Annotated in this window: 4 protein-coding genes; all 4 read left to right on the plus strand. The window is 45.2% G+C overall.

From position 1 onward, the window contains the following. Nucleotides 1-633 precede the first annotated feature (633 nt). The 4 genes from JZ655_RS21270 (at nucleotide 634) to JZ655_RS21280 (ending at nucleotide 3,039) form a co-directional block, all read left to right on the plus strand. Nucleotides 634-822: a Rop family plasmid primer RNA-binding protein gene (locus JZ655_RS21270; protein WP_000165998.1), complete on the plus strand. Its 189-nt coding sequence runs from the start codon at nucleotides 634-636 to the stop codon at nucleotides 820-822. A gap of 119 nt (nucleotides 823-941) precedes the next feature. Further along, a complete protein-coding gene (locus JZ655_RS21275) occupies nucleotides 942-1,085 on the plus strand; it encodes a hypothetical protein (RefSeq protein ID WP_158236477.1) in 144 nt (47 codons plus the stop codon). Nucleotides 1,086-1,810: 725 nt separating this feature from the next. Further along, nucleotides 1,811-1,924 carry a replication initiation protein gene (locus tag JZ655_RS21475; RefSeq protein ID WP_242637328.1) on the plus strand — a complete coding sequence of 38 codons (114 nt, stop codon included), beginning with the start codon at nucleotides 1,811-1,813 and terminating at the stop codon, nucleotides 1,922-1,924. A 440-nt stretch (nucleotides 1,925-2,364) separates the two neighbouring features. Then, nucleotides 2,365-3,039 (plus strand): hypothetical protein, encoded by a 675-nt coding sequence (locus tag JZ655_RS21280; RefSeq protein ID WP_226452926.1) that lies wholly within the window; start codon nucleotides 2,365-2,367, stop codon nucleotides 3,037-3,039. Nucleotides 3,040-3,068: the final 29 nt, after the last annotated feature.

Genomic DNA, 3,068 nt, shown 5'->3' on the forward strand with positions numbered 1-3,068 from the left:
CGATATACGCCAGATGCAGAAAAGCCTACTATCAGTGGGCTTTTCGATAAGATCTTAAATACCTCCGGGATTTCAGCGCTAAGCGTTTCCCCTTCCGCAGCCTGACGAAGCTCCCGTAGTGCTAGGCCAGTTACCACCATTGTTAAACCCGCGAAGCGTCCGGCTTAACTCCTGTCGGTTTCCTTTGTTAATAAGCACACATAACGTCATAACCCTGTCTATGGCAGACTCATGTAGTAGCTCACCTTTAGCGTGGAGTTCAAGTACGGTTGAGATATAAGCCAGCATTTCAGCCTCATCTGTACTGGTTAAGTTGAGGCTATATCCGGTTTCCGCTTCCTTCAGTGCTTTTGCTAGATCCATTTTCAATCCTCTGGGTCGTTCAATACTGCAACCAAATAACATATCCAAACGAGTCACAATGCACCGAAATTTACCATAACATCCGTTGCCCGCACCCTCTCAGACAGCCTTAGCGCGTTTCTGCGGCCTCCTGCCCGAAACCCCCCCTTTCCCCTGCCCGGAACAGCAGAAATCCGCCATGATGATTTCTGCGTACCTGCATGGCTATGCACTCAAGTGAATGAAGTAAGATTTCAGTCTGCGATCACCATAAAACCGGGAAAAAGCCGTATGACAAAACAGGAATCAGCCGCACTGAACATGGCAAAATTTATCCGGGCGCAGTCGCTGCTGCTGCTCGAAAAACTCGACGTGCTCGATCTTGATGACGAGGCAGCCGACTGTGAGCGAATGCACGAACAGGCAGAAGCGCTTTATCAGAAGCTGAGCGCACGCTTCGGTATACAGGACGGCGAATAAAGAGACGAAAAGAACGCTCACTTAGACGAAAAGCGTATCCAGGGCAACTATGTATATCCACCGTGTACATAGTCATGCCTGACGCTTTCGAGCAGGTCGAGCATGCAGGAACGACGAGCTTGATTGGTATCGGACACAATATGGCGATACGCCTCAAACATAACAGCACCCGCATCACCGCCCGAACGGCGAAGCATAGCGGAAATCATCCGCACAAAGAGCAGACGTTCATCGGGGCAAAGATTCACAAGGTCTCCTGGTGAAAAACCAAAGATAAAAGCACCCCTCTATTAACGTCAGCTGTGAACGCTTCATTAGAAGAAAATAGGTAAACCCGGGAAAAAGATCCAAACGTTAACATCACAGGTAAACAGAAACGTCGGGTCGATCGGGAAATTCTTTCCCGGACGGCGCGGGGTTGGGCAAGCCGCAGGCGCGTCAGTGCTTTTAGCGGGTGTCGGGGCGCAGCCCTGAACCAGTCACGTAGCGCTAGCGGAGTGTATACTGGCTTACTATGTTGGCACGGATGCGGAAATCAGTGAAGTGCTTCATGTGGAAGGAGAAAAAAGGCGGCACCGGCGCGTAAGCAGAATATGCGATACAGGATATATTCCGCTTCCTCGCTCACTGACTCGCTGCGCTCGGTCGTTCGGCTGCGGCGAGCGGTACCGGCTTACTGACGGGGCGGAAATTTCCTGGGAGATGCCAAGAAGAGACTTAACAGGGAAGCGATAAGGCCGCGGCGGAGCCGTTTTTCCATAGGCTCCGCCCCCCTGACAAGCATCACGAAATCTGACGCTCAAATCAGTGGTGGCGAAACCCGACAGGACTTAAAGATACCAGGCGTTTCCCCCTGGTGGCTCCCTCGTGCGCTCTCCTGTTCCTGCCTTTCGGTTTACCGGTGTCATTCCGCTGTTATGGCCGCGTTTATCTCATTCCACGCCTGACACTCAGTTCCGGGTAGGCAGTTCGCTCCAAGCTGGACTGTATGCACGAACCCCCCGTTCAGTCCGACTGCTGCGCCTTATCCGGTAACTATCAACTTGAGTCCAACCCGGAAAGACATGACAAAGCACCACTGGCAGCAGCCACTGGTAAATGATTTAGAGGAGTTAGTCTTGAAGTTATGCGCCGGTTAAGGCTAAACTAAACGAACAGTTTTGGTGACTGTGCTCCTCCAAGCCAGTTACCTCGGTTCAAAGAGTTGGTAGCTCAGAGAACCTTCGAAAAAACCACCCTGGCAGGTGGTTTTTTCGTTTTCAGAGCAAGAGATTACGGCTGTAACGCAAGGATCTCAAGAAGATCTTAAAATATGTGGAAAGGATGTTGGCTGACAACAATGCCCTCCACAGGCACAACCGAACAAAAAAACGACAAAACTTGCATTTTAGGACTTTTCCTACAAACACATAATAGGATAAAATATTTTTTTATATTATTGGCCTTTCAAATGAAATACACCACATCGGCAAAAATTTTCATCACTGCTCTTTTTATTTCATTCCTTTATTTAACTTATGCTTTAATAAAGACTATTGGTGTATGAAAATGCAACACAATTCATCGGATATTGATTTAATAGAGCTATTTCTCTTTCTTAAGACAAAAATTGCGAGCATCATTTTATTTGTTATTTTCTCATTAATTTTGTCATTTACCTTCCTGTTTATAACAAAAGACAAAGTAATCATAAAATACCAATTAAACATGATCAACAATTCACCCAGCATGATTATTAATTGTGGGGATGATTTTTATTGTAAAGCGAACGCCATACAATCAATAATAAACAACAAAAGCAAGAGCATAACATCAAACATAGATGAAAAAGCACAAAAAATAAACCTTTCATGGTCTGGCGACGTCCGTGACAAACCTGTTTTAATCGCTGAAGTAAACACTATCCATCGAGCTATTGATGATTGGTACATCCAAGATTATCAAAATTATAAAAGCATAGTTAACAATCAGAGTAACAACTATATAAATGGTTCTGAGATATATGCGAAGATTGCATTGTTAACAAACAGCAACACTGCTGGAGAAAATAAATTCATTTCAATCAGCAATGAAACGGTAAGCAAAAGTTACAAACCAGCCTTGTTTATGACTCTATCTTTAATTCTTTCTGTTCTTTTTTCATCCGCATATCATATAACCAAAAGATCTGTGCTTGAATATAAAAACAAATTCAACCGGTCTTTTGATAACCTATAACGGTTAATAACCATATTCCTCATAACATC

The sequence above is a fragment of the Leclercia pneumoniae genome (genome assembly GCF_017348915.1).
Classification (GTDB): Bacteria; Pseudomonadota; Gammaproteobacteria; order Enterobacterales; family Enterobacteriaceae; genus Enterobacter; species Enterobacter pneumoniae.

Coding starts and splice junctions, on each gene's coding strand:
- JZ655_RS21475 (WP_242637328.1), top strand. CDS start 1,811: ATGCACGAACCCCCCGTTCAGTCCGACTGCTGCGCCTTATCCGGTAAC.
- JZ655_RS21280 (WP_226452926.1), top strand. CDS start 2,365: ATGAAAATGCAACACAATTCATCGGATATTGATTTAATAGAGCTATTT.
- JZ655_RS21270 (WP_000165998.1), top strand. CDS start 634: ATGACAAAACAGGAATCAGCCGCACTGAACATGGCAAAATTTATCCGG.